21 protein-coding genes are annotated in these 24,344 nt (G+C 73.5%); 10 read left to right on the top strand and 11 right to left on the bottom strand.

Translation table 11 applies throughout. The annotated features are described in order from the left end of the window. Positions 1-29: 29 nt before the first annotated feature. Positions 30-1,526, top strand: a complete 1,497-nt coding sequence (locus tag ACWEEU_RS09230) for an acyl-CoA synthetase (protein WP_451730310.1) — start codon at positions 30-32, stop codon at positions 1,524-1,526. Between the two features lie 14 nt (positions 1,527-1,540). Here ACWEEU_RS09230 and paaK read toward each other — a convergent pair whose 3' ends face one another. Then, positions 1,541-2,836, bottom strand: a complete 1,296-nt coding sequence (gene paaK / locus ACWEEU_RS09235) for a phenylacetate--CoA ligase PaaK (RefSeq protein ID WP_451730313.1) — start codon at positions 2,834-2,836, stop codon at positions 1,541-1,543. 243 nt (positions 2,837-3,079) lie between these two features. On the opposite strand from paaK, the gene ACWEEU_RS09240 reads away from it, so the two are divergent. The 3 genes from ACWEEU_RS09240 (at position 3,080) to ACWEEU_RS09250 (ending at position 4,976) form a co-directional block, all read left to right on the top strand. Beyond that, positions 3,080-3,328, top strand: a complete 249-nt coding sequence (locus ACWEEU_RS09240) for a DUF397 domain-containing protein (RefSeq protein WP_385740025.1) — start codon at positions 3,080-3,082, stop codon at positions 3,326-3,328. Between the two features lie 142 nt (positions 3,329-3,470). Beyond that, complete coding sequence (locus ACWEEU_RS09245) at positions 3,471-4,370, top strand: universal stress protein (protein WP_451730317.1); 900 nt, start codon at positions 3,471-3,473, stop codon at positions 4,368-4,370. Positions 4,371-4,478: 108 nt separating this feature from the next. Next, complete coding sequence (locus tag ACWEEU_RS09250; protein ID WP_385740019.1) at positions 4,479-4,976, top strand: hypothetical protein; 498 nt, start codon at positions 4,479-4,481, stop codon at positions 4,974-4,976. Positions 4,977-4,985: 9 nt separating this feature from the next. Here the strand turns inward: ACWEEU_RS09250 and ACWEEU_RS09255 are convergent, their stop codons facing one another. Then, on the bottom strand, positions 4,986-6,953 hold the full coding sequence (locus ACWEEU_RS09255) for an N-acetylmuramoyl-L-alanine amidase (RefSeq protein WP_451730320.1): 1,968 nt from the start codon (positions 6,951-6,953) through the stop codon (positions 4,986-4,988). A 247-nt stretch (positions 6,954-7,200) separates the two neighbouring features. Continuing rightward, positions 7,201-8,337 (bottom strand): aminoglycoside phosphotransferase family protein, encoded by a 1,137-nt coding sequence (locus ACWEEU_RS09260; protein ID WP_451730323.1) that lies wholly within the window; start codon positions 8,335-8,337, stop codon positions 7,201-7,203. 257 nt (positions 8,338-8,594) lie between these two features. On the opposite strand from ACWEEU_RS09260, the gene ACWEEU_RS09265 reads away from it, so the two are divergent. Next, positions 8,595-10,079 carry a DNA-binding protein NsdB gene (locus tag ACWEEU_RS09265; RefSeq protein ID WP_385740010.1) on the top strand — a complete coding sequence of 495 codons (1,485 nt, stop codon included), beginning with the start codon at positions 8,595-8,597 and terminating at the stop codon, positions 10,077-10,079. Between the two features lie 9 nt (positions 10,080-10,088). Here the strand turns inward: ACWEEU_RS09265 and ACWEEU_RS09270 are convergent, their stop codons facing one another. The 3 genes from ACWEEU_RS09270 to ACWEEU_RS09280 all read right to left on the bottom strand — a co-directional run bounded on the left by ACWEEU_RS09270 (position 10,089) and on the right by ACWEEU_RS09280 (position 14,077). Further along, positions 10,089-11,435 (bottom strand): PP2C family protein-serine/threonine phosphatase, encoded by a 1,347-nt coding sequence (locus ACWEEU_RS09270; protein WP_451730326.1) that lies wholly within the window; start codon positions 11,433-11,435, stop codon positions 10,089-10,091. A 339-nt stretch (positions 11,436-11,774) separates the two neighbouring features. Continuing rightward, the gene (locus ACWEEU_RS09275) at positions 11,775-12,290 is read right to left on the bottom strand and encodes a DUF4232 domain-containing protein (protein WP_385740004.1); all 516 of its coding nucleotides are present in this window, start codon (positions 12,288-12,290) and stop codon (positions 11,775-11,777) included. 146 nt (positions 12,291-12,436) lie between these two features. Next, positions 12,437-14,077: an alpha/beta fold hydrolase gene (locus ACWEEU_RS09280; protein WP_451730329.1), complete on the bottom strand. Its 1,641-nt coding sequence runs from the start codon at positions 14,075-14,077 to the stop codon at positions 12,437-12,439. 364 nt (positions 14,078-14,441) lie between these two features. Here ACWEEU_RS09280 and ACWEEU_RS09285 point away from each other — a divergent pair, with 364 nt between their 5' ends. From ACWEEU_RS09285 to ACWEEU_RS09295, 3 genes are all read left to right on the top strand, one after another. Continuing rightward, complete coding sequence (locus tag ACWEEU_RS09285) at positions 14,442-15,155, top strand: chaplin (RefSeq protein WP_385739997.1); 714 nt, start codon at positions 14,442-14,444, stop codon at positions 15,153-15,155. A 275-nt stretch (positions 15,156-15,430) separates the two neighbouring features. Beyond that, a complete protein-coding gene (locus tag ACWEEU_RS09290) occupies positions 15,431-16,285 on the top strand; it encodes a GNAT family N-acetyltransferase (RefSeq protein ID WP_451730333.1) in 855 nt (284 codons plus the stop codon). 98 nt (positions 16,286-16,383) lie between these two features. Beyond that, entirely contained in the window at positions 16,384-17,160 is a 777-nt protein-coding gene (locus ACWEEU_RS09295; protein ID WP_451730336.1) for a GNAT family N-acetyltransferase, read from the top strand. A gap of 75 nt (positions 17,161-17,235) precedes the next feature. Here the strand turns inward: ACWEEU_RS09295 and ACWEEU_RS09300 are convergent, their stop codons facing one another. Both ACWEEU_RS09300 and ACWEEU_RS09305 read right to left on the bottom strand, forming a co-directional pair. Then, positions 17,236-17,499, bottom strand: coding sequence for a GlsB/YeaQ/YmgE family stress response membrane protein (locus ACWEEU_RS09300; protein WP_199588183.1), 264 nt, complete (start codon positions 17,497-17,499; stop codon positions 17,236-17,238). 268 nt (positions 17,500-17,767) lie between these two features. Next, a complete protein-coding gene (locus tag ACWEEU_RS09305) occupies positions 17,768-18,424 on the bottom strand; it encodes a sigma-70 family RNA polymerase sigma factor (protein WP_451730339.1) in 657 nt (218 codons plus the stop codon). Positions 18,425-18,518: 94 nt separating this feature from the next. Between ACWEEU_RS09305 and ACWEEU_RS09310 the strand changes: the two genes are divergently transcribed. Next, positions 18,519-19,532 carry a MerR family transcriptional regulator gene (locus ACWEEU_RS09310; RefSeq protein WP_451730342.1) on the top strand — a complete coding sequence of 338 codons (1,014 nt, stop codon included), beginning with the start codon at positions 18,519-18,521 and terminating at the stop codon, positions 19,530-19,532. 30 nt (positions 19,533-19,562) lie between these two features. Here ACWEEU_RS09310 and ACWEEU_RS09315 read toward each other — a convergent pair whose 3' ends face one another. Together ACWEEU_RS09315 and ACWEEU_RS09320 are read right to left on the bottom strand one after the other, a co-directional pair. Next, on the bottom strand, positions 19,563-20,936 hold the full coding sequence (locus tag ACWEEU_RS09315) for a cryptochrome/photolyase family protein (RefSeq protein WP_451730345.1): 1,374 nt from the start codon (positions 20,934-20,936) through the stop codon (positions 19,563-19,565). Positions 20,937-21,050: 114 nt separating this feature from the next. Continuing rightward, positions 21,051-22,604: an SDR family oxidoreductase gene (locus ACWEEU_RS09320; protein WP_385739977.1), complete on the bottom strand. Its 1,554-nt coding sequence runs from the start codon at positions 22,602-22,604 to the stop codon at positions 21,051-21,053. A 258-nt stretch (positions 22,605-22,862) separates the two neighbouring features. Here ACWEEU_RS09320 and ACWEEU_RS09325 point away from each other — a divergent pair, with 258 nt between their 5' ends. Continuing rightward, positions 22,863-23,030, top strand: a complete 168-nt coding sequence (locus ACWEEU_RS09325; protein WP_385739974.1) for a hypothetical protein — start codon at positions 22,863-22,865, stop codon at positions 23,028-23,030. Between the two features lie 235 nt (positions 23,031-23,265). Here ACWEEU_RS09325 and ACWEEU_RS09330 read toward each other — a convergent pair whose 3' ends face one another. Beyond that, positions 23,266-24,297, bottom strand: coding sequence for an acyl-CoA dehydrogenase family protein (locus ACWEEU_RS09330; protein ID WP_451730349.1), 1,032 nt, complete (start codon positions 24,295-24,297; stop codon positions 23,266-23,268). Positions 24,298-24,344 lie beyond the last annotated feature (47 nt).

The raw sequence follows: 24,344 nt of genomic DNA on the forward strand, positions 1-24,344 counted from the left end.
GGATCGGCTGACATGACACAGGGGCTGACATGACACAGGGACAGGGCAGCACGGTCGACGGGGTGCTGCGGCGCAGCGCCCGACGCGTCCCGGCGCGCGTCGCGCTGGAGTACGGCGAACGGACCTGGACGTACGCGGAACTCGACGACGCCGTCTCCCGCGCCGCCGCGCTGCTGCTCGCCGAGGGACTCGTCCCCGGCGACCGGGTGGCCGCCTACGGCCACAACTCCGACGCCTACCTGATCACCTTCCTCGCCTGCGCCCGCGCGGGCCTGGTCCACGTCCCCGTCAACCAGCACCTGACCGGCGACGACCTCGCCTACATCCTCGGCCAGTCGGGCAGCGCGCTGGTGCTCACCGACCGCGACCTGGCCGCACAACTCCCGTCGGACGTGCGGTGGATGCCCCTGCGCGACACCGATGACTCCCTGCTCGCCCGGCTGCCCGGCACCGAGCCGTACGACGGGCCCGAGCCGCGCACCGAGGACCTGGTGCAGTTGCTGTACACCTCCGGGACCACCGCGCTGCCCAAGGGCGCGATGATGACCCACCGGGCGCTGGTCCACGAGTACCTGAGCGCGATCACCGCCCTCGACCTGAGCGCCGGCGACCTGCCCGTGCACGCGCTGCCGCTGTACCACTCGGCGCAGATGCACGTCTTCCTGCTGCCCTACCTCGCGGTCGGCGCGAGCAACATCGTCCTCGACGCGCCCGACGGCGACCGTCTCCTCGACCTGATCGAGGAAGGGCGCGCCGACAGCCTCTTCGCCCCGCCCACCGTGTGGATCGCGCTGACCAACCGCCCGGACTTCGCCGAGCGCGACCTCACCGGCCTGCGCAAGGCGTACTACGGCGCCTCGATCATGCCCGTGCCCGTCCTGGAGCGGCTGCGCGAGCGGCTGCCGAAACTCGCCCTCTACAACTGCTTCGGGCAGAGCGAGATCGGCCCGCTCGCCACCGTGCTGGCCCCCACCGAGCACAAGGGCAGGCTCGACTCCTGCGGCCGCACCGTGCTGTTCGTGGACGCCCGCGTGGTGGACGAGGACGGCGAGGACGTGCCCGACGGCACGCCCGGCGAGATCGTGTACCGCTCCCCGCAGCTCTGCGAGGGCTACTGGGACAAGCCAGAGGAGACCGCGGCCGCCTTCCGTGACGGCTGGTTCCACTCCGGGGACCTCGCGGTCCGCGACGCGCACGGCTACTTCACGATCGTGGACCGGGTGAAGGACGTCATCAACTCAGGTGGCGTCCTGGTCGCCTCCCGCCAGGTCGAGGACGCGCTCTACACCCACGAGGGCGTCGCCGAGGCCGCCGTGATCGGGCTGCCCGACGAACGCTGGATCGAGGCCGTCACGGCCGTCGTCGTCCCGCGCGGCGAGGTCACCGAGGACCAGCTCGTCGCCCATGTCCGCGAGACGCTGCCCCCGTTCAAGGCGCCCAAGCGGGTCCTCTTCGTCGCCGAGCTGCCCCGCAACGCCAGCGGCAAGATCCTCAAGCGGGAGCTGCGGGACAGGTTCGGCGACTGAGCGGCGGTCCGGTGCTAGCGCGGCCGCAGGTCCACGATCCGGCGTATCTTCCCCACCGAGCGCTCCAGGGACTCCGGCTCCACGATCTCCACGGACACCGACACCCCGATGCCGTCCTTCGCCGCGGCGGCGATCGACCGCGCCGCCGCCTCCCGCACCTCGGGCGTGGCACCCGGCCGGGACTCCGCGCGCACGGTGAGCGCGTCGAGCCGCCCCTCACGGGTCAGCCGCAACTGGAAGTGCGGCGCCACACCGGGCGTGCGCAGCACGATCTCCTCGAACTGGGTGGGGAACACATTGACCCCGCGCAGGATCACCATGTCGTCACTGCGGCCGGTGATCTTCTCCATCCGGCGGAACGCCCGCGCCGTGCCCGGCAGCAGCCGGGTCAGATCCCGGGTGCGGTACCGGACGATCGGCATCGCCTCCTTCGTCAGCGAGGTGAACACCAGCTCGCCCGGCTCGCCCTCCGGCAGCACCTCGCCGGTCACCGGGTCGACGACCTCCGGATAGAAATGGTCCTCCCACACATGGAGACCGTCCTTGGTCTCGGCGCACTCCTGGGCCACGCCGGGACCTATCACCTCCGACAGGCCGTAGATGTCCACGGCGTCGATCGCGAACCGCTCCTCGATCTCCCGCCGCATCTCCTCCGTCCACGGCTCGGCCCCGAAGATCCCGACCCGCAGCGAGGTGCCGCGCGGATCCACGCCCTGGCGCTCGAACTCGTCCAGGAGCGTGAGCATGTACGACGGCGTGACCATGATGACCCGGGGTTCCAGGTCCTGGATCAGCCGCACCTGCCGTGCCGTCATGCCCCCGGAGGCGGGCACGACCGTACAGCCGAGGCGTTCGGCGCCGTAGTGCGCGCCCAGCCCACCCGTGAACAGCCCGTAGCCGTACGCCACATGGACCACGTCGCCGGGGCGGCCGCCCGCCGCGCGGATCGAGCGGGCCACCAGGTCGGCCCACAGGGAGAGGTCGCCCTCCGTGTAGCCCACCACCGTGGGCAGCCCCGTGGTGCCGCTGGAGGCGTGCAGGCGGCGGATGCGCTCGCGGGGGACGGCGAACATGCCGTACGGGTAGTTCTCCCGAAGGTCGCTCTTCACGGTGAACGGGAAGCGCGCGAGGTCGGCAAGCGAACGGCAGTCCTCCGGACGGATTCCGGCCTTGTCGAAGGACTCGCGGTAGAAGGGCACGTTCTCGTAGGCGTGCCGGAGCGTGGCGCGCAGGCGCTCCAGTTGGAGGGCGCGCAGCTCGTCGAGTCCGAGCCGCTCGCCCGCGTCGAGCAGATCCGCCGTGTCCGTCATCGGAAAAGGCCCCCTCACGCGCCACGCACATACGCAATACGGACGACCGATCATTCGGTCGTTTCCTTCGAGGCAAGTAATTCAGGCCGACGGGTCCGAGGCAAGAGGCGGGCACCCGGATTTTTCCCAGGGGCGCGCGCCGACCGGCGCACGCCGTCCACACGTCCCCCTCACGTGGCCTGTCCGCCGCCCGGACCGCTCGCTAGGCTGACTCGCGGACGACGAACCGGGAGGAGCACGGACGTGGCCGAGAGCATCACCCAGCGGCAGCCGCTCGCGGACTGGGACAAGGAGAAGCCGGACCTGGACCTCAGCGGAGCGCAGTGGCGCTCCGGCAGCCGGGGCCTGGGAGACGTCCAGATCGCCTTCGTCGAGGGCTTCGTCGCGATGCGCAACGGCGACCGCGCGGAGGCCGCCTCACTGATCTTCACGCCCGCCGAATGGGGCGCCTTCGTCTCCGGCGCCCGCGCCGGGGAGTTCGACCTGACCTGAGCCCCCCACCAGGCACCCGGAGCCGAACCGGGGGTGTTCGCGCCCGATTTCCGGACACGCGACCAGGGGCGCCCCGCCGGAGCGGGCCGCTGAGCCAGGCTGGCCCCGACAGGGGAAGGTCGTGTTCCGGAGGTGAGGAACGATGAGCGCAGCGCCGGTCATCGCGGCGGTGGACGGGTCCGAGGACAGCGTGCGCGCCCTGGAGTGGGCGCTGGACGACGCCCGCCGGCGCCAGGCGCCGCTGCGGATCGTGCACGTACGCCAGTACGCCCCCTGGGGCCAGGAGGACGTGCTGGTCGCCGACGCCGCCGAGCAGGACGGCGACCCCGTTCTCGACGAGGTGCGCACCCTGCTGCGCGACCGCGAGGACGTCCCCGAGACGGAGTACGTGACCGTCGAGGGCGCGCCCGCCGCCGTCCTGCCCGAACTCGGCGCCGACGCCCAGCTCCTCGTCCTCGGCTCGCGCGGCCGGGGCGGCTTCACCGGACTGCTCCTCGGCTCCAACGGCGTGGCCGCCGCCCGCGACGCCCGCTGCCCCGTGGTCGTCGTGCCCCGCCCCGGCCGCGAGGTCGACGGCGAGCCCGCCGAACCCGGTCCCCGCGTGGTCGTCGGCATTCACGTGGACCACCCCGACGAGGCGTCCCTCGACTTCGCGTTCACCGAAGCCGCACTGCGCGACGCGCGCGTGCAGGTGATCGCCGCCTACCCCTGGCCCGTGCAGTCCTGGTCGGCGCCCGGCCAGCTCGTGCCCCCGGCCGTCGACCAGGCAGCCGTCGAGACCGAGACCCGCGCCCTCGCCGACACCTCCCTCGCGCCCTACCGCGAGCGCCACCCCGGTGTCCGCACCGACATCGAGGCGCTGCCCGGAAGCGCCGCCGGACTGCTCGTCGGCGCATCCGCCGGAGCCGACCTCGTGGTCGTCGGCCGCCACCGGCGCCGCCCGCTCGCCCCCGCCCCCATGCTCGGCTCGGTCACCCACGCCGTGCTGCTCCACGCGGCGAGCCCCGTCGCCGTCGTACCGCCCGTTCCCACGGACGAGTGACCCGCGCGGGCGGCGCGCTCGGTCCCATCCGTGTGCCGCGCCGCGCGCGGCCGTTGTCCAGGGGCGCCCGCACACCGCCGCGCGCTCCCGGGCACGTACCATTGCCGCATGTCGTTCCTCCGCCGCCGCAGCGCAACCCCCGCCGGCCCCGATTTCGACGTGCTGGCCATGGACCCGGGCGACTGGCCGGGCAACCTCGGCGCGGGCCTGCTGCCCGCTCCCGACGGCACCTGCCAGGGTGTCTTCCTGCGCTACGACCTGTTCGGCGGGCGCGGCCCCGCCATGATCATCGGCAACCTCCCCGAGGGCTCCCCGGCCCGGGAGACCGCCGAGGGCGAGATCCCCTTCGAGGTCGCGCAACTGCTGCTCGCGCTGGAGAACGACGAGGAGGTCACCGTCGTCGGCGTCGAGGACACCCCCGTCCTCCAGGGAGACAACCTCCTGATCGTGCGCCGCCTCAAGCTCTCCGAGAGCCGTATCTCCTGCGTGCAGTTCGACCGCAGCGACGGCGTACTCGTCACCATCGCGGCCTGGGACCGGCCCATCACCGACGACCTGTACGCCCTGCTGAAACCGCTCCCGGCGGAGCTGTTCCAGCAGGGCTGAGGCCCCGCCTCAGCGGCGCGCGGCCGCCAGCGTCACGTCGGCCGCGCGGACGAACGCCACCCGGTGGCCGTACTGGATCTCGTAGTACAGGTCCTTGCCGACGACCACCTTGTGCGAGTCCTCGGTGAAGGTGACCGCGTAGTAGTACTCGCCCGGCATCTCGTCACCGACCACGTACTTCTGCCCGGCCGGGATCGTGTACGGCAGCGGCACCACCGACTGCGCGGGCACGCCCGCCGGGTACGCCTCCTTCTCCGGGTACGCCCGGCCGTAGACCGGCACGCTCGCCAGACCGTCCTTCGGGGTGATCGTGAACCCGGACGCGGGAACCGCCGTCGCGTGCCGCCTCGGATTCTCGAACCACGCCTCCTGGCCGAGGTACCAGATCGCCGTCCAGTCGCCCCAGCGGTCCGCGACGGCGTACTGCTGGCCGGTGGAGACGCGCGAGGACAGGTCGTTCACCCCGGTCGTCGGCGTGGTGCCCAGGCCCTTGTCCTTGACCAGCGGGGCGTTCACGTCGTGGTCCGTGTACAGCCGCACCTCGCCCGAGCCGTGCGCCGGGCAGGTGACGCCCGCCGTGTCGCAGCCCGTGTACACCGGCTGGTTGGCGGCGTAGTCCGGCCGGATCGTCACCAGCCCGGAGCGGGCGGTGCCCGTCGCCCTGAACGGGTGGCCCAGCAGCCGGAAGTAGTGCCGCCAGTCCCAGTACGGACCGGGGTCGGTGTGCATCCCGGGCACCGTCGAGGCGGTCGGACCCGGCACGTTGTCGTGCCCGAGGATGTGCTGGCGGTCCAGCGGGACGCCGTACGTGCGCGACAGATAGCGCACCAGACGGGCCGAGGAGCGGTACATCGCCTCCGTGTACCAGGCGTCCGGCGCCGTGAGGAAACCCTCGTGCTCGATACCGATCGAGCGGGCGTTGACGTCCCAGTTGCCCGCGTGCCAGGCCACGTCCTTCGCCTTCACATGCTGGGCGATCAGACCGTCCGTGGAGCGGATGGTGTAGTTCCAGGACACATAGGTGGGGTCCTGGATCAGGTTCATCACCCCGTCCCAGCCGCCCTCGGTGTCATGGATGACGATGTACTTGATCCGCTGCGAGGCCGGACGGTCGCCCAGGTCGTGGTTGCCGTAGTCGTTGTCCCCGAACTCCTCGTACGGCGCCGGGACCGACACACAGGACACCGAGGCCGGGCACTCCACGCCGTCCGTCTTCGGGGTGCGCAGACCGGTCCGCCTGAGCTGGGCGGTGTCGCCGCGCACTCCGGGGGCGGCCTTCAGAGCGACGTGCTGGCCGGTGTCGGTGGTGCGGGACTCCCCGGTGCGCAGCACGTCGAACACCTCGTCGGCGTACGCGGCAGCCGTCGCCGAGTCGTCGGCGCCGGAGAACCGGGCCACCGCGCCGTACCACTCGGCCGGGTCGGCGCCCGGCTTCTGCCCGAGCTGCTTCTGCTCGGCCGCGAGCAGCGCGGCGCCCCCGGCCACGTTCGCCGCCGGGTCGGTGCGCAGCCTGGACGCGGACAGACCGGTCAGCTCCGCCGCGCGGCGCAGCGTGGACAGACGGTCCGGGAGCACGGAAGCCGGCGGGGCCTCGGCGCGCGGGTGCAGGGCGGCGCGGGCGCCGTCGCCGCGCGGGTCCTCGGCACCCTCGGCGTAGTGCTCGGTGGTGGCGAGCGCGGTGCGGGCGTCGGTCAGGTGCATCGGGCCGTACCCGCCGCTCACGCTGGGGGCACCGGCGTGCGTGTCCCAGCGGGACTGGAGGTAGGAGACGGCCAGCAGCAGGCTCTGCGGCACGTGGTACTCGGCCGAGGCGTCTGCGAAGGCGCGCTGGAGACTGCCGTCGGACGGCGCGGCGGCCGCGTCCGAGGACGGGGCCGCGCCGAGCAGCGGCAACAGCAGGACGGCGCCCGCGAGGGCGCCGGTGGTGCGGTGCAGCCGTCTGCGGCCGGGTGTCGGGTCGGTGGCGAATCCTCGCAATGCGGCCTCCTGTGACGGGCGGGCGTGGCGGGGCGGGCGGCGCCGAGCTGGGTCAGTGGTACCCGCTGGCCGACGATCCGTCAATCATGCCGTCGGCGAAGCGATTTCCCATGTCACAGAGGGGTCCGGCGAGTTTCGTGGTGGTGGCTGGCGGGCCTGCGGGGCGTCAGTGGCGTAGACCAATAGCCGCTCCCGGAAAGGGGAATCCGCGGTGCGCCGCCGCTCCGGGCGCACCGCGGAGCCTGTGTCAGCGGGTGCCCACCGCCGCCCGCACGGCCTGCCGGGCCATGTGGCAGTCGTCGTGCAGGCGCCGCAGCACCAGCCGCTGCTCCTCCCCGCTCGCCAGGCCGCCCGCCCGGGGCACGGCCGGTGCCGTCTCGTGCATCGAGCGCTGGACGGCCGTCTCGTAGTTCCGGATCTCCCGGGTCAGCACCAGCATCAGGTTCACCAGGAAGGCGTCACGCGAGGCCGGACCGCCGAGCTGGGCGATCTGGCTGATGTGCCGCCGCGCGTCCGGGGCGCTGCCCAGGGCGAGCCACAGGGTGGCCAGGTCGTACCCCGGGAGGTACCAGCCCGCGTGCTCCCAGTCGACCAGCACCGGGCCCGCGGGCGAGAGCAGGATGTTCGACAGCAGGGCGTTGCCGTGGCAGAACTGGCCCATGCCCTGGCGGCCCGCCGAGTGCGCGATGCCGTGCATCAGCTTCTGGAGGTCGCCCAGATCGCGGTCGGTGAGCAGCCCCAGCTCGTGGTAGCGGTTGATGCGGGCCGCGTAGTCGAGGGGGGCGTCGAAGGTGCCCGCCGGGGGGCGCCAGGCGTTCAGCCGGCAGATCGCGCCGAGCGCGGTCCGGATGTCCGGGCGGGCCGGGGCGTCCATCGGGTGGCGCTGGAGCGCGGCGATCCGGCCGGGCACGCGCTCGATCACCAGTGTGCAGTTGTCCGGGTCCGCCGCGATCAGCCTCGGCACCCGCACAGGGGGGCGGTGCCGGACGAACGAGCGGTATGCCGCTATCTCGTGCCGGACGCGCTCGGCCCAGGAGGGCGACTGGTCCAGCAGACACTTCGCCACGGCCGTGGTGCGGCCCGCCGTGCCGACGAGGGTGACGGAGCGCCCGGTGCGGCGCAGTACCTGCACCGGGGCGAACTCCGGGCAGATGCGGTGGACGGCGTTGATGGCGCCGCGCAGTTGGGCCCCCTGGGGGCCGGACAGGTCCAGTCTGCCGCTGAGCGGCTGCGCGCCGGGCTGGCCCGGGATGCGCGCGGCGCGGCCCACGACCGGCACGGATGTTCCGGGCCGCGCCGCCGGGTCGAGATACGGTCCGCCGCCCGCCGGGCGGGGACGCGGTGGCCGGGGCGGAGCGGACACGGAGGACGATGCTGCGTACATGGGAGATACAGATCCCTTCGTGTGCCTGCGGTGCCTGTCCTGACAGTCCATGAGCTGTGCTCGCGCCGCCCGGCCCGGCCCCTCGGGAACACCCTGGGGAATGTCCCGGGGTGACCGGGTCGGGGTGGCGCTTTCCTACCTGACACCCGATGTCCACTGGCACACCATCTGGCGCACCCTGGCGAACCCTGGCGAATAGTCGCCCGGCAACCGGCACGGGGCTACTGTCAACTCAGCCGAGAACCTGGGGGCTTGACGTGAGCGGACAACCCAACACCCGCTTCGCTGACCTGTTCGGCCTGGCCGGCTGGTCGAAGGGCGAACTCGCGAGACTGGTCAACCGGCAGGCGGCGGCCATGGGCCACCCCCAGCTCTCGACCGACACCTCGCGGGTGCGGCGGTGGATCGACACGGGAGAGATCCCGCGTGATCCGGTGCCGAGGGTGCTGGCGGCTCTGTTCACCGAGCGACTCGGCCGTGTCGTGACCATGGAGGACCTCGGTCTGGTACGGCACGGGCGTGCGGGGAAACGGCAGGGCGACGGGAATGCGGATCATCCCGACGGCGTGCTGTGGACGCCCGGGCGGACCGCCGCGGTCCTCACCGAATTCACGGGAATGGACCTCATGCTCAACCGACGCGGCTTGGTGGGCGCGGGTGCCGCGCTCGCCGCGGGAGCCACACTCAGCAGTTCCATGCGCGACTGGCTGCACACCGACCCTGCCCTGAAGGCCGACGCCCCCGTCTTCGACGATCCCCTGCATGCCGACCCCGCCGGGTTCGACCGCTACGAGGCCGCCCCCGTCGGGGAGCAGGAGGTCGAGGAACTGGAAGGCTCCGTCGCGGTGTTCCGCGCCTGGGACGCGGCACGCGGCGGCGGCCTCCAGCGCAAGGCGGTCGTGGGCCAGCTCAACGAGGTGGGCGGTATGCTCGCCTACCACCACCCCCCCCACCTCCAGCGGCGCCTGTGGGGCGTCGCGGCCAACCTCGCGGTCCTCGCGGGCTGGATGTCGCACGATGTGGGCCTGGAACCCACGGCACAGAAGTACTTCGTCATCGCCGCGCACGCCGCGCACGAGGGCGGCGACCGGCCGCGTGCCGGGGAGGCCCTGTCCCGGGCCGCCCGACAGATGGTGCACCTGGGCCGGCCCGACGACGCCCTGGACCTGATGAAGCTCGCCCACTCCGGCTCGGGGGAACGTCTCCAGCCGCGTACGAAGGCGATGTTCCACACCATCGAGGCGTGGGCGCAGGCCGCGATGGGCAACGGTCAGGCGATGCGGCGCACGCTCGGCCAGGCGGAGGACCTCTTCGTCTCCGACCGCCACTCCGAGACCCAGCCGGACTGGATGCAGACCTTTAAGGACGAGGATCTGTACGGGATGCAGGCTCTGGCCTACCGCACCCTGGCCGAGTTCGACCCGAGCGCCGCCGCGCACGCCCAGTACTACGCGGAGAAGGCGCTGGCGCTCCGGGTCGACGGACGCGAGCGGTCGAAGATCTTCGACCATCTCTCCATGGCCTCCGCCTGCTTCATCGCCGACGACCCCGAGCAGGCCGACCGGTACGCCCGGCTCGCCCTCCTGGCGATGGGCGCCAACTCCTCGCGGCGCACCTGGGACCGGCTGCTCCAGATGTACCGGCTCAGCGCGGAGTACGCGGGCTACCCGAGAATCCACCAACTGCGGGAGGAGATCAGGACAGCGCTGCCCAAGCAGCGGGGAAGGAGTACGGAAGCCTGAACCAGGGTCCTACGCGGTGACCCTGGCCACCAGCAGGCAGGCGTCGTACGCCCGCTCCCGGGTGCCGAAGGCTTCGGCGACGATCCGCGCGCACTCCGGCGCGGTGGACGCCGCGTGGAGGAGCGGACCGAGTCCGAGCAGCCGGTCCAGTGCCGTGGACCCACCGGCGCCGAGGAGCAGTCCCTCGGTGTGCAGCAGGAGCAGATCGCCCTGCTCCAGGGCGACTTCGGCCTGCCCTGCCGCGGTCCCGGGCGCGCCGTCCGGTGCGGTCAGCACGCGCCCCGTCCCGTCGCGGAACAGCAGCGGGGCGGGGTGGCCGGTACACGCCCAGGTGAGGGTGCGGTGGCCGGGCGCGTAGTGGCAGCAGGCGGCCCCGCTGAGCCGGGCGGGCGGCGCGGAGACGTCCAGCACCTGGTCGAGCACGGAGAGCAGCCGACCGGGCCCGGTGCCGGACAGGGCCATCCCGCGTACGGCGCCGAGGAGGACCGTTACGGCCGGCACCGGGCTGCCGTGCCGGCCGATGAGATCGCCGGCGCTCAACAGGGATGATCCGTCGGGCAGTTCGAGGGCATCGCACCAGTCACCGCCCGCCGTGGCGACCGACTCGGAGGGCAGGTGCCGGGCGGCGATGTCGAGGGTGCCCGTGCCGTGCCGGGTCGGCTCGCTCCACAGTGGCAGCAAGGTTTCGCCGGACGGGGCCGGGGGCCTCTGGCGCAGGCGTAAGGAGTCGCCGGTCTCGCGCACCGTCCGTCCCCGGCGGCGCAGTTCGCTGACGTCCCGGAGCACGGCCCACATGGAGACGGTGCCGCCGTCGGCGTCCAGTACGGGCTCGCCCATCATGTGCACGATGCGTTCCGAGCCGTCGGGTCGTACGACGCGGAACTCGTCGTCGATCGGCTTGGCGTCCACCAGGCAGGCCGTCACCGTCGCGGTCAGCCGGGGGCGGTCCTCCTCGTGCACCAGGGAGGGGAGTTCGTCCAGGGTGAGGGCGGGCTCGACCGGGTCGAGGCCGAGGATGCCGTACAGCTCGACGGACCAGCTCGCCGCGTCCGTCAGCAGGTTCCACTCCGCGCTGCCGACCCGGCCGAGCAGCGATCCGCCGTCGTCCTCGGGGCTCCGACGGTCGGGGCCGTCCCGGAGCTGAGCCAAGTGGGCGTCGAGGTCGTCGAGTTGATGCAGGGCCAGTTCGTACAGGGCGCGCTGCCAGCGTTCCTCCGGGGCCGATCCCTCGCCCGGGGTGTCACGTTGTACGGCGGCCATGTCGCCCTTGAGCCGCCGCGTCTGCGAGATGAGCGCATCGACCGAGCCGCGTCCGGGCGGCGGGGCGGGGCGGTCCGCGGAGACAGGGGACGGCATGACGCACTCCGATGGGAACGGTACGGCCGGGAGAACGGTGGAACCGCTACGACTGTCGCACAGCGGGCGAACCCCCGTAAGTGATTTGGCAACACCCGATGCGGTGGTGCTTCTGGCATATGTCAGAGTCTTCCAGGTGTGGTATCCGTGCGGTTCGGCTGTACGGGCGCGGAGCGTCAAGTCGTAGGAGCGGTAAGGAATTTGACCCATTCGGGGGCGGCGCGACCGGGTGTCCGGCCGCGCGTTCGGCGCTCGTGTGTTCGGGGGCGACGTCGGGGTGCTTGGCGGTCAGAACTGCTCCACCCTCAGAGGCGTCTCACCCCCGGCGGCGTCTCGCGCTCAGCCGAGGCCGATCTCCCGGTCCGCCGCCGCGCGGCTCGGCTGCCACCACGTCGTCACCGGCTCCCACACCAGGACCCGTGTCCCGGTGCCCAGGTGTCCGGCGGAGAAGACGCCGCCCCATCGCCCGGCCGCGTCGGACACGTAGACCGAGCGGGCCCGGCGGGCCTCCGGGTCGGCCGGGTCGCCGATGGTGCGCACGGCCGCGTAGGCGGTCTCCCGCGCGCCGAGCCGGTACGTGCCCTTGCCGCCGTCCCGAACCGGGAGCGCGGCCCCGTCCAGACCGCCGAAGCTGACCACCGGCACACGCTCCACGGTGCAGGCGCGGCCGCCCCGGTTGGTCAGCGAGAATCGCACCACGGTGCGCTCGGAGGACACCGCCGCTGCGCGCACGGTCAGTTCGCCCTGGGTGCACGGGGCGACCCGGGCGGGGGAGGCGTGACCGGCCGGCGCGGTCAGCAGCACGGCCCCGGAGGCGAGGACGGCGGAAGCGGCGGCGAGGGCTCGGATACGCATGACGGACTCCCTGATCACGGTCGACGGCACGGCCTGGCGGACCACGGTCCGCCCGAACGGTAGGACGGCGGTCCGGCCTGTGTGGTTGTACCGGAATCGGCGCTGTGACCCGATTGCGCTACACCCGTCACCCATTCCGGCGCGGCTCACTCGTCGCCCTCCACGGGCGAACTCCAGGCGTTCCTGTCCGCCGGACAGGAACTGCCGTTCGGCGGCAGCGAGCCGTACAGCAGGAAGTCGTCGACCTTGCGGTGCACGCACTTGGAGGAGGCGTAGCCGGTGTGACCGTCGCCCTTGTTGTCGAGCACCACGGCCGCGTCGCCCAGCCGGGCGGCCGTCTCCACGGTCCAGCGGTACGGCGTCGCCGGGTCGCCGCGCGTGCCGATCAGCAGTATGTGGGCGGACGGCACGTTCTTCACCTCGTCGCGGATGTAGTCCGTGCCCTTGGGGCGGCCGTAGCACATCAGCAACTGGGTGAGCCGGTAGCGGCCGAAGACCGGGGACGCCTCGTCGTAGGCGGAGCGCAGGTCCTTCAGGTCCTTGGTGACGCGGGCGTCCGAGGGGCGGTCCGGGTCGTCGGCGCAGTTGATCGCCAGCAGCGCGGCAGGCAGGTTGTCGACGGGCACGTCCTGCGTGGCCACCAGACCGGTGTGCTGCCCGCCCTTGCCGCCGCTCCCGTTCCCGCCGCCGTCGGAGCGCGGTGGCACGGCGATGCCTCCGGTGGCGAAGCCGAGGACGCGCCGGGTGTCGCCGTCCTCCGTCAAGGAGGCCAGCGCTCGCTCCAGCGACGGCCAGAGCTGCTTGCTGTACAGCCCCTGCCCGATCGCGCCCACCAGGTCCTGTCCGGAGAAGGTGCCGCCGAAGTCGGTGGGCACCGGGTTCGCGTCGAGCGAGCGCACCAGCTGCACCACCTGGTCGCGCGCCGCTCGCGGGTCCTGCCCGAAGGGACAGCCCACGTCGCTCGTGCACCAGTCCACGAAGGAGTCCAGCGCCGTCTGCTGCCCCTCGGCACCGGCCCTGCCCTGCTCGGACAGCGGCTCGGTCAGCGTGTCCACGCCGTCCAGGGCCATGTGCCCGACCTTGTGAGGGAACTCGGCCGCGTAGACCGCGCCCAGCCGGGTGCCGTAGGAGAAGCCCAGGTAGTCCAGCTTCTTGCGGCCCAGCGCCTGGCGGATCACGTCCATGTCGCGCGCCGCGTCGACCGTGCCCATGTGCTGGAGGACCGGACCGGAGTACTTGGCGCACAGCGCTGCGGACTGCCGCAGCCGGATCAGCAGCGTCTGCGGGCGGCGGATGTCCAGCTCGGAGTCCGAGGCCGCCGCGTCCGCCGCCGGGTCCTGGCCCGCGCCGCAGCTCACGGGGGAGGAGCGGCCGACACCGCGCGGATCGAAGGTGACCACGTCGTACCCGTTGGTCAGGTCCATGAACGCCTTGCCGCCTGCGGCGAGCTGGGCGACGCCGGGTGCCCCGGGGCCGCCGAAGTTCAGCAGCAGCGAGCCGTGCGGGGTCCCGGTCGCCCGGTAGCGGGCCAGCGCCAGATCGAGGGTGGCGCCACCGGGGTGCGCGTAGTCGAGGGGGACGGTGACCTTGCCGCACTGGAGGTCCCGGGGCATGTCCGGGCCGTCGCAGGCGCCCCACGCCACCTTCTGCTCGTAGAACCGGGACAGTCCGGGCGCGGGGGATTCGGCCGCCGCGACGGGCAGCCCGGCACCGAGCAGCGCGAGGGTGAGGACTCCGGCGCTCCCGGCGCGTCGCAGGGCGGGTCGTCTGGTCAGCTTCGCCGGCATCGATCGCCTCCCGGGACGCGGCCGATCGGGGGATCTGGAGCCGCGCCGTCCTCACGATAAGCGGGCCCCGCGGCCGCCGCCTCCCGGCGGGCGTCGGGGCGCGGGGGGCCGTATCGTCCTCGGCCCGTGGCGGTCGTGTGCTCGGTTCCGGACGCGTTCATGACCGTTTCGCGGTCGTTTGGGACGCCACTTTTGACTCGTTCGGGCGGCGTCACGCCATTCGATGGACGGGCCCACTCGATGGGGTGAAAGCAGGAATAGCCATAACTCGGATGGTCCGGCCGCGTTCTATGTGGTGCGGGCAACTGCCCGCGACTGACTCTGGAAGGCAGGCAAACCTATGAAACGGGCTACCCGTAACGGTGTGATCGGTGTGGCCGCCGCTTCCGGCGCGATGGCCATGGCGATGCCGGTGTCCGCCGCCTTCGCGGCCGGCGGCGCCTCTGCCGACGGCGCTGCGGTGGGCTCGCCCGGTGTGCTCTCCGGCAACACCGTCCAGCTCCCGGTGAGCGTGCCGGTGAACGCGTGCGGCAACACGGTGAACGTGGTCGGGCTCCTGAACCCGGCGATGGGCAACTCCTGCGCGAACACCGGCTCCGATGCGGAGAGCGGTGGCAGCGGGTCCGGCACCTCGGGCGGGTCCGCCCACGCGGGTGTCGGCACCGGCACGTCCGGTTCCTCGGCGCACAGCGTCACGCACGGCTCGCCCGGCGTGCTCTCGGGCAATGGCATCCAGCTTCCCGTGGACGTGCCGGTGAACGCGTGCGGCAACAGCGTCGACGTCGTGGGAGTGGCCAACCCGGCCTTCGGCAACCACTGCCAGAACGGCCCGGAGGAGACCACGCCCCCGCCGGTGGCCCCGCCGGTCACCCCGCCCCCCACCGAGCCCCCGGCCACGCCGGAACCCCCGGCCCCGCCGAAGTCCCACCCCAAGCCGCACACCCCCGCGGCTCCGCCCGGGGGCACCCTCGCGCACACGGGTACGGACACGACGGCCCCGGCGCTCGCGGGCAGCGCGGCGTTCATCGTCGCCGGAGCGGCCCTGTACCGCCGCTTCCGGCCGACCCGCGTCGGCTGACCGCGCCGGCGCACGGCCCCACCGGACGCGACCGGCCTCGGTGGGGCCTTTGACATGAACGGCGGAGCCGGGCCCGCCGGACGTGTTGTCAACGGCCGCGCATCGGCGGCCCGTTGACTCGGTTCACGCACCCCTGGGGCGTGGCGTGCGCACGCGGGATCGGGAAGGATGCGGCGGGTGCGACGAGCCGTCGCACCGTCCGTGGTCCCACCCGCGCGGAGGCCGCCCGTACGCCGGGCACGGCCGCGCGGCCCCCCAGGAAATGGAGCGCACCGATGACGTCACCGGCCCCCCAGGATCTCGTCGTCACCCAGGCCACCCTCGCCGACTGGCCGGTGATCAGCGCGTGGGCGGCGGAGGAGGGCTGGAATCCGGGACTCTCCGACGGCCCCGCCTTCTTCGCCCAGGACCCCGAAGGCTTCTTCCTCGGCCGGATCGACGGCGAGCCGGTCTCGGCCGTCTCCGTGGTGAACTACGGCGACGACTACGCGTTCCTCGGCTGCTACCTCGTCCGCCCCGACCTCCGGGGCCACGGACACGGGCTCACCACCTGGAAGACCGCTCTCGCGCACGCGGGCACGCGCACCGTCGGCCTGGACGGCGTGGTCGCCCAGCAGGACAACTACCGCCGCTCCGGCTTCGAGCTCGCCCACCGCACCGCCCGCTACACCGGACCGGCTCCCACCGGGGCCGCTCCCGACGGGGTGCGCCCCGCCGAGGCCGCCGACCTCGCCGCCGTCGTCGCGTACGACAGCGCCTGCTCCCCGGCCGACCGTCCCCGCTTCCTCGCCGAGTGGCTCACGCTCCCCGGCCACCGTGCCTTCGTCCGCGAGGACGCCGGACGGCTCACCGGCTACGGAGTGATCCGCCCGGGACACGACTGCCCGCGCGTCGGCCCCCTCTTCGCGGACACCGCTGACGACGCCCGCGCCCTGCTGACCGCGCTGTCGGCGGAGGTCGCCGGACAGCGGATCGCCGTGGACGTCCCCGAGCCGAACAAGGCGGCCGTCGCCCTCGCTCTCGACCTGGGCCTGACGCCCTCCTTCGAGACCGCCCGCATGTACACCAGACCGGTCCGCGAGCACGCCCTTGACCGGGTCTTCGGCGTCGCGACGCTCGAACTCGGCTGACCGTCCTCCGGCGCCCTCCCGTGCGGGCCGTGCGCGCCTCGCGGGCCTCGCGGGCAAATTCCGTTGCCCGCACGGGAGTCGGCTGCTGGAGTGACCCCATGGACGCCACAGCGGTACTGGCCGCGTACGACCGTCAGATGCGCGAGGGCGCGCGGGCCGAGGGCCCGGGGGTGCGGATCGAGAGGACCGGCGCCGTGGTGCGCCTGGTCTCCGAGCCGGGCGGCTGGAACGCCGTCCTCTGGTCGGGGCTGGACGAGACGGACGCGCCGCGCGCCATCGAGGAGCAGATCGCCCACTTCACCGGTCTCGGCCAGGAGTTCGAGTGGAAGCTCTACGGTCACGACCGGCCGCGGGATCTCGGTGACCGGCTCACCGCCGCCGGGTTCCGGGCCGAGGAAGAGGAGACCGTGATGGTCGCCGAGACCGCCGACGTGGCCCAGGACGCCGAACCGCCCGCCGGGGTGCGTGTCGTGCGGGCCACCGACGAGGTCGGGGTCGAACTCGTCGTGCGCGTGCACGAGGAGGTGTTCGGAAGGGACGGCAGCCGGCTGCGGCGCCAACTGCTCACCCAGCTCGCCGACGACCCCGGGACCGTCCTCGCGGTGGTCGCGCTCGCCGGTGACGAGCCGGTCTCCGCCGCCCGCCTGGAGATCGTGCCGGGGACCGAGTTCGCGGGACTGTGGGGCGGCGGCACGGTCACACGGTGGCGCGGCCGGGGCGTCTACCGCACCCTGGTCGCCCACCGAGCCCGTGCCGCCGCCGCTCACGGCTGCCGCTATCTCCAGGTCGACGCCTCGGACATGAGCCGCCCCGTCCTGGAGCGGCTCGGCTTCCGCGCGCTGACCACCACGACCCCTTATCTGTACGGGGCGTGACGTCCGGTCGGCTCGTGGAGGGGACGTCACGCCCCGGTCGTCGTCATCTCGCAAAGGGACGCGACGCCGGTTCCGTCAGCGGCGTCCCCGCGACCGGTCCAGCGCCGCCACACCCGCTGCCGCGAGCGCGATCTGGATCAGCCATTCGATCCAGTCGGGCCCGTCCGTGTCGGCCACCCCGAGCCCGGCCGCGATCGCGGAGCCCAGCAGGGCGGCCACGATGCCGACGACGATGGTCAGCAGAATGCCGATGTGCTGGCGGCCCGGTACGACCAGCCGGCCGAGCACACCGATGATGATGCCGATGATTATGGCGCTGATGATTCCTGAGATTTCCATATCCACCCCTCCGGGTCCGGGCCCTCGCTGCCTTGGCATGTTCCCGCTATTACCGGAGCCAGTCCCCCCGGACCCGGCTCCGTCCGGAATCGGATCATCAACGTCCGCCGCAGGGCATGAGGAGGCCGGTCCGCCCGGGCGAACCGGCCTCGCGTCCTTCGTTGTCCTGCGATGTCAGCGTGTGCTCCCTTCCCTCGCGTAGTGCGGGGCTGGACCGCGCTGGTGGGGTGAGCGATGCAGCACCGCTGTTCCTCATATTTTGCGCCTTTTATGGCCCTGTGTGTAGGGGGTGGGCCGGTTTGTCTGCGGAAAATGACTCAGGGCGCTCGATTCCGCATCGCAGCCGGTGCAGACCCCGGCGCGCGTGGCTCTTCACCGTGCCCAGCGGCCACCCCGTGCGGGCCGCGATCTGCGGTTGGGTGAGGTCCTCGTAGAACGCCAGATACAGCACGCGCCGCTGCGCCGCCGGGAGGCGCCCCAGCTCCCGCCGGACCAGCACCCGGTCCAGCGCCGACTCCGGCTCCGGAGCGGCCTTGGGGCCCGGCAGGGCCGTCCCCGCCGCCGTGACCAGCTCGGCGCGCCGGGTGCGCGCCGCCAGCGCGTCGGCGATCTTGCGCCGGGCGATGCCGACGATCCAGCCCGGCAGCGGTCCCCGCTCCGCGCGATAGCCCGCCCGGCCCCGCCACACGCCGAGGAACACCTGCTGGGTCACGTCCTCCGCCTCCCCGGCGTTCCCGAGCGCGCGCCGCGCCAGTGTGTACACCAGGGGCGACCAGCGGTGGTAGGCGGCGGCCAGGCAGCGCTCGTCGCCCGCCACCAGGCCCCGCGCTATCTCCTGGTCGCCGTACGACTCCTCGGCCGCCACCCACCGGGAGACGGTGGGCTCGGCGGGGGCGACGGCAGGCGCGGCCGGATACGGGGACATGACCTCGGCTCCTCACGGACGACGGTTCCGCCATCGTGTGAGCCGGGCGCGGACGCCCACAACTCGCATCGATTCTGCGTCGTATAGTCGTCGTATGGACGACAAACCGGTACGCACCGGACCGGACGCCGAGCCGCCGCCGTCGGCGCGCCGCGCCTCCGCCGACGCGGGCCTGACCACCGGCGCCCTGGCCCGCAGGCTCGGCGTCTCGCCCACCACGCTGCGCTCCTGGGACCGGCGCTACGGTATCGGCCCTGCCGCGCGCGCCGACGGACGCCACCGCCGCTGGGTCCCGGACGACGTGGCCGTCCTGGAGGCGATGTGCCGCCTCACCGCGTCCGGTGTGCCGCCCGCCGAGGCCGCCCGCGCCGCGAGGGACCGACCGGAGGGGAACACCCCGGCCGCTGCCCCGCCCGTCGCGCCGGCCGCGCCGCGCTCCCGGGCCGCCGGGGCGCTGCCCCTCGGGGACGTGCGCCAGGAGTGCCGGGGGCTCGCCCGTGCCGCCGTCCGCCTGGACGCGCCCGCCGTCGCGCGGCAACTGGACCACGCCATCAGCGAGTTCGGCCTCACCGTCGCCTGGCAGGACGTGATGGCGCCGGCGTTGCACGCCGTGGGCCGCAAGTGGGCTTCCTCCGGGGACCGTTACATCGAGGTGGAGCATTTGCTCTCCTGGCACGTCTCCACGGCTCTGCGCCGCCACACCGCTCCCGTGGGCGCCTCCGTCGCCCCCGTCCTGCTGGCCTGCGTCCCCGACGAACAGCACACGCTCCCGCTGGAGGCGCTCAACGCCTCGCTCGCCCGAAGCGCCATCCCCACCCGCATGTTCGGCGCCGCCGTCCCGGCCGACGCGCTCGGCGCGGCCGTACGGCGGCTCGGCCCGGCGGCGGTCGTGCTGTGGGCCCAGTCCCGCGCCACCGCGGCCCCGCAGCTCGCCCGGCACGTCGCGGCCACCGCGTGGGGCGTACGGGGCGCCCGCGCACAGCCCCTGGTCATGCTCGGCGGCCCCGGCTGGACCGGCCGCCCGACCCGGGGCATGGTCCGCCCCACCGGCCTCGCCGACGCCCTGGCCACCCTGACGGCGGCGTACGGGACCGATCAACTGAGCTGATCAGATGCCCTGTCGCGCGGTTGCTGACGTTCAGTCACGTCCCCGTGCGTGCTTGAACCGGTCCAGCCCGTCGGAGAGTTCCACGATCGGGTCCGGATAGTCCCCGAGTGCCGCCCGGTCGAAGCCGCGCAGTTTCCACGGCTCGTGCACCGCCGGTCCCTCGACCTCCGCCAACTCCTCGACCCAGCGCCGCACATACGCGCCGTCGGGGTCGTACCGCTTCGCCTGGATGACCGGGTTGAGGACGCGGTTGGGGCGGGTGTCCGTGCCCGTGCCCGCCATCCACTGCCAGTTGAGCTGATTGTTGGCGATGTCGCCGTCGACCAGCAGATCGAGGAAGTGCCGGGCGCCCACCCGCCAGTCGACGTACAGCGTCTTCGCCAGGAAGCTCGCCGTCAGCAGCCGGCCCCGGTTGTGCATCCAGCCCTCGTGGCGCAGTTGGCGCATCGCCGCGTCCACCACCGGATAGCCGGTGCGGCCCTCGCGCCATGCCTCGATGTCGGCCTCGGCGTCGCGGCCCGAACGCCAACGGTCGTGCTTGGTGCGGTAGTCGGTGTGCGAGGCGGCCGGGCGGGCGGCCAGCACCTGGCGGTGGAAGTCCCGCCAGGCGAGCTGCCGTACGAACGCCTCCGCGCCCGGGCCGCCCGCCCGCCGCGCCCGGTGCACCAGCTCGACGGCGGACAGCGTGCCGAAGTGCAGATGCGGGGACAGCTTGGAGGTCGCGTCGCCCGCCAGGTCGTCGTGCCGGTCCTCGTACGCGCCGACCCCCGAGCGCAGCCACGCGGCCAGCCGCCTGCGCCCCTCCTCCTCGCCGCCCTCCGCCAGCCCGGGGGAGGTGCCCGGGACGGCGGACCGGGAAGGCAGCTCCTCGGAACCGACGTTCTCCGGCACCCCCACCGCGCGCGGCGCGGCCACCGCGTCCCGCAGCCGCTCGCCCGACCACTGGCGGAAGTACGGCGTGAACACCGCGAAGTGGTCCGAGGACGCCGGGGTCACCGCACCGGGCGCGACCGCCCCCGTCACCGTCTCGTGCACGTGCAGCCTGCGCCCGTCCGCCTCCAGCGCGTCGCGCAGCCGCTGCTCACGCCGCTGGGCGTAATCGCTCACGTCGGCCGACAGATGCACCTCGTCGGCGTCGGCCTCCGCGACCACCTTGCACACCTGCTCCACCACGTCGCCGGAACGCACCACGAGCCGACCGCCGCGCTCGCGCAGCCCGGCGTCCAGATCGCGCAGACAGTCGGCGAGGAACGCCTGCCGGTTGGGCGCGTCGTGCGCGGCGGCCACGGCCGGGTCGCGCACGAAGAGAGGGACGACCTGGCGCGAGCCGTCCAGAGCCGCGCGCAGCGGAGGATGGTCGTGCAGACGCAGGTCGGCGGTGAACAGGACGACCGAGGTGTTCATCGGGCGGCTCCGGAGGAGGTGGTACGGACGAGCGGGAGGTACGGACGCTGACTCTTCCGGCCGGGAGCGTCCGGCGGACGCACCCGGGGGCGGGTTCCTTCGGCGGGCGCCCGTTCAGCGCCGGCCGGCCGGGCTCCTGCGCCGCCGCAGCGCCGGCGACTTCGCGCGGTCCTCGGGCTCGCGGCACGCGGCGCGCGCGATGTTGCGGACCATGCCGCCGAACACGATCGAGTGGAAGGGCGAGACCGCCCACCAGTACGCCTGGCCGAGCAGCCCGCGTGGATGGAACAGGGCGCGCTGGCGGTAGACGCTGCGGCCCTCGGCATCCGGAGAGGAGTACATCTCCAGCCAGGCGAGACCCGGCAGCCGCATCTCCGCCCGCAGCCGCAGCAGATGCTCCGGCTCGACCTCCTCCACCCGCCAGAAATCCAGCGAGTCGCCCACCCGCAGCCGCTCGGCGTCCCGCCGTCCCCGGCGCAGCCCGACCCCGCCCATCGCGCGGTCCATCCAGCCGCGCAGGCTCCAGGCCAGCGGGAAGGAGTACCAGCCGTTGTCGCCGCCCACGCCCTCGATCACCCGCCACAGGGCCCGCACCGGGGCGTCCACCACGGTCTCGCGCTCGTCGGTGTACAGGCTGCCACCCGCCCAGTCGGGATCGGTGGGCAGCGGCTCGCTCGGCGCGCCCGGCAGGGACGCCGAGGACCAGCGCGTGTCCACCTTGGCCTCGCGCACCCGGCGCAGCGCGAGTCGCACCGCCGCGTCGAAGCCGTACGGATGCCCCGGCGGCTCGGGCAGATACCGCCGGATGTCGTGCTCCCGGCACACCACCTCGTGCCGCAGCGACTCGGTCAGCGGCCGCGCGATGGACGCGGGCACCGGCGTCACGAGTCCCACCCAGTGGCTGGACAAACCCGGCGTCAGCATCGGCACCGACAGGATGAGCCGGTGGGGGAGACCCGCGATCTGGGCGTACCTGAGCATCATCTCGCGGTACGTGAGCACGTCCGGGCCGCCGATGTCGAAGGCGCGGTTCACGTCCGGAGGCAGGCTCGCGCAGCCGACCAGCAGCCGCAGCACGTCCTTGACGCCGATGGGCTGGATACGGGTGTGCACCCAGCTCGGGGTCACCATCACGGGCAGCCGCTCGGTGAGATAGCGCAGCATCTCGAAGGAGGCCGAGCCCGAGCCGATGATCACCGCCGCGCGCAGCACGGCCGTCGGCACGCCCGAGGACAGCAGGATGCGGCCCACCTCGGCCCGCGACCTGAGGTGCGGGGAGAGTTCGCCCTCGGGCACGTCGGCCGGGGTGAGCCCGCCGAGGTAGACGATCCGGCGCACGCCGGCGGCCTTGGCCTGCTTGCCGAAGTTGCGCGCCGCGCGGCGGTCGGTCGCCTCGAAGTCGTCGCCGGTGCCGAGCGCGTGCACCAGGTAGTACGCCACGTCGACGCCCCGCATCGCCTCGGCCGTCGACTCGGGGTCGGTGACATCGCCCCGGACGATCTCCACCTGCCCGGCCCACGGATGGTCGCGCAGCTTGCGCGGGGTGCGGGCGAGACAGCGCACCCGGTACCCGGCCTCCAGCAGCTCCGGCACCAGACGGCCGCCGATGTAGCCGGTGGAACCGGTCACGAGGCAGAGCGGGCCGCCCCTGGCGTCGTCGTCGTTCATCGTCCCGGGTCCTCCGCGTCGGTGTCTCCTGCCGTGGCGGTCTCCCCGCCCTCCGGTTCCCCCGCCCCCTTGCTTCTCCTCGGGGGCGCTCTCCGGATGCGTGCCGCCCTCCGCCCAGCCTGCCCGCGCCGGGCGGACGGCGCCTGTCGAGGTCGCGGCCTGGCAGCGACCGGCGTACGGTGCGTGGCCGTCCTCTTCCGGGGCAGACGGGGGAGTACACGTCGCACGTCCCGTCGTCCACCGGAGGTGTTCGTCGCCATGGTCGCGAAGGTGCTGGAGCGGTTTCCCGCAGGTTCGCCCCGCGGATCGTGGCCCGCGGAGGAGTACGCCGCGGCCCGCCGTGCGGAGGGCCGCCCGGCGACCGTGGTGATGGACCTGGAGTCGGACAGCTTCCTCGTGGTCCTGGAGAAGCGGGCCGAGGACTGAGCCCACGCGGGTCGACCGGGATCGGCCGACCGCGACCGCGTGGCTCCGTCACGCGCGGCGCGTCCGTCCCCCTCGGCCCGCCGGCCGCCCGGGCCGCGCTCGACGCCTACGGACCGTACGGCGCGGTCCATCCGGCCCAGTCCGCCGTGACGCGGAGGTGGACGCCGGGGGGTGACGGGCGGGACGCGTACCGGGTCCCGGCGGGTGCCTCGACCCCGCTGAGGAAGGGTCCCGCTCACCCCGCCAGCGCTCGCAGATGGGCCGCCCGGGTCTCCGCCGTCTGACCCTGCACCAGCAGGAACAGTCCCTCGCGGGCGAGGCGTTGGGCGCGGGCGGTCAGGGACATCGCCCGTCCGCCGCCTGCCACGACCGCGGCCGTGGTCGCCTCGGTGAGGGCCTCGAACGCCTCGGCGCGCACCGCGAGACGTTCCTCGACGTGTTCCAGCGGCTCGGGGTGGTCGGCCAGGGCGTAGGCGCGGCGGCGGATGCCGGCGAGGCGGGCGTGGAGCGGAGCGGCCGTGTCCTCGTCCAGCAGGGACAGGGCGGCGGAGGCGATGCCGAAGACCGCCGGGCTGGCGTTCAGGGTCTTGGCGCGGTCGCCCGGGGCCCACTGCGCGTACGGGACGCGCAGGGCCACCGCTTCCTCGGGCACCCACAGACCGTCCAGCTCCAGCGAGACCGTCCGGGCGGCGGAGAGCGCGGCGAGCCGCATGGGCGCCGAGGCCCGCAGCCCGGGCTGCTCACGGGCCTCGACGAAGGCGAACAGCACCTCGCCGTCATCCGCCACCCCGGCCAGCAGCATCAAATCGTTCAGGCCCCACCCCGTGAACCAGGGCACGCTCCCGTCGAACTGCCGGCCGACGCCCTCCTGGCGTACCCGCACCGGAACCCTCGGGTACGCCCGCAGATGCGCGTAGGCCACTCCGGAGAGCAGCTCCCCGCGCGCCAGCGGGCCCAAAAGCCGCTCCCGCGCGGCCTGTTCACCCCGCACCAGGGTCTGCACCGGGGTGTGGTGCTGCGTCTGCACGAACCACGTCGAGCAGCACGCCCCGGCCAGGATCTCCGCCGTCTCCCGCAGCACGGCCGCCGGTGCCCCCGCCCCGCAGTACTCGACAGGCGCCGTCACCCCCAGCAGCCCCGACCGCTTGACCGCCTCGACATGACCGGCGGGCACCCCTTCCTGGTCCACCCGCGCGGCCTCGGGCTCCAGCAGGGAGGAGGCGAGCTGCCGGGCGCGGGCGACGAGCGGATGCGCGGTGATCGTCATACCGACGATTCTCGCCCGGCGGGGCCCGCCGTCACATCGGGCTCCGT

It is taken from the genome of Streptomyces sp. NPDC005004 (assembly GCF_053600675.1).

Coding starts and splice junctions, on each gene's coding strand:
- ACWEEU_RS09230 (WP_451730310.1), top strand. CDS start 30: ATGACACAGGGACAGGGCAGCACGGTCGACGGGGTGCTGCGGCGCAGC.
- paaK (WP_451730313.1), bottom strand. CDS start 2,836: ATGACGGACACGGCGGATCTGCTCGACGCGGGCGAGCGGCTCGGACTC.
- ACWEEU_RS09245 (WP_451730317.1), top strand. CDS start 3,471: ATGAGCGCAGCGCCGGTCATCGCGGCGGTGGACGGGTCCGAGGACAGC.
- ACWEEU_RS09250 (WP_385740019.1), top strand. CDS start 4,479: ATGTCGTTCCTCCGCCGCCGCAGCGCAACCCCCGCCGGCCCCGATTTC.
- ACWEEU_RS09260 (WP_451730323.1), bottom strand. CDS start 8,337: ATGTACGCAGCATCGTCCTCCGTGTCCGCTCCGCCCCGGCCACCGCGT.
- ACWEEU_RS09270 (WP_451730326.1), bottom strand. CDS start 11,435: ATGCCGTCCCCTGTCTCCGCGGACCGCCCCGCCCCGCCGCCCGGACGC.
- ACWEEU_RS09275 (WP_385740004.1), bottom strand. CDS start 12,290: ATGCGTATCCGAGCCCTCGCCGCCGCTTCCGCCGTCCTCGCCTCCGGG.
- ACWEEU_RS09280 (WP_451730329.1), bottom strand. CDS start 14,077: ATGCCGGCGAAGCTGACCAGACGACCCGCCCTGCGACGCGCCGGGAGC.
- ACWEEU_RS09290 (WP_451730333.1), top strand. CDS start 15,431: ATGACGTCACCGGCCCCCCAGGATCTCGTCGTCACCCAGGCCACCCTC.
- ACWEEU_RS09295 (WP_451730336.1), top strand. CDS start 16,384: ATGGACGCCACAGCGGTACTGGCCGCGTACGACCGTCAGATGCGCGAG.
- ACWEEU_RS09300 (WP_199588183.1), bottom strand. CDS start 17,499: ATGGAAATCTCAGGAATCATCAGCGCCATAATCATCGGCATCATCATC.
- ACWEEU_RS09305 (WP_451730339.1), bottom strand. CDS start 18,424: ATGTCCCCGTATCCGGCCGCGCCTGCCGTCGCCCCCGCCGAGCCCACC.
- ACWEEU_RS09310 (WP_451730342.1), top strand. CDS start 18,519: ATGGACGACAAACCGGTACGCACCGGACCGGACGCCGAGCCGCCGCCG.
- ACWEEU_RS09315 (WP_451730345.1), bottom strand. CDS start 20,936: ATGAACACCTCGGTCGTCCTGTTCACCGCCGACCTGCGTCTGCACGAC.
- ACWEEU_RS09320 (WP_385739977.1), bottom strand. CDS start 22,604: ATGAACGACGACGACGCCAGGGGCGGCCCGCTCTGCCTCGTGACCGGT.
- ACWEEU_RS09325 (WP_385739974.1), top strand. CDS start 22,863: ATGGTCGCGAAGGTGCTGGAGCGGTTTCCCGCAGGTTCGCCCCGCGGA.
- ACWEEU_RS09330 (WP_451730349.1), bottom strand. CDS start 24,297: ATGACGATCACCGCGCATCCGCTCGTCGCCCGCGCCCGGCAGCTCGCC.